At 71.0% G+C, this 442-nt stretch carries 1 protein-coding gene; it reads left to right on the top strand.

Annotated elements, in window-relative coordinates; all coding sequences use genetic code 11:
• On the top strand, positions 1–442 hold a 442-nt coding region (locus JMJ56_RS33315), incomplete at both ends, for a transposase (RefSeq protein WP_202836148.1).

Genomic DNA, 442 nt, shown 5'->3' with positions numbered 1-442 from the left:
CCCTGTTCGCCCTGCTCCTGCTGCGGGAGAGGTTGCGGCTGACCTACCGTGGCCTGGAAGACCTTCTCTGCCTTGCAGGCCAACTCCGCCGCGTACTCGGCCTCCGAGCTGTCCCGGACCACGCGACGGTGTGGCGGTTCGCTCGCCATCACGTCAGCCCCCATCTGCTGGATGCGGCCCTGACTGAAACCGTCCGCCGCGCCCGTGGGGACGCTGAGCGCGCGTCCCAGATCGCGCTCGACTCCACCGGCCTCTTCCTCGCACACACGTCCCGCTACTTTGAGTGGCGCGCGAAGCGGCACCGGGGCCAGCGCGGCTGGTTGAAATGGGCCTCCGCCATGTGGGTCGCGCCGCAGATCCTGTTGGCGCAGCGGGTCAGGCCGGGCCCGTGCGGCGACTTCACCGACCTGCCGCCTTTGGCGAGCGCGGCCGCCGCCCGCAT

Source organism: Belnapia arida, assembly GCF_016773205.1.
In the GTDB taxonomy this organism is placed as follows: Bacteria; Pseudomonadota; Alphaproteobacteria; order Acetobacterales; family Acetobacteraceae; genus Belnapia; species Belnapia arida.
Note: the sequence above shows the minus strand (reverse complement) of the source record. Positions and strands in the feature narration are given on the sequence as shown.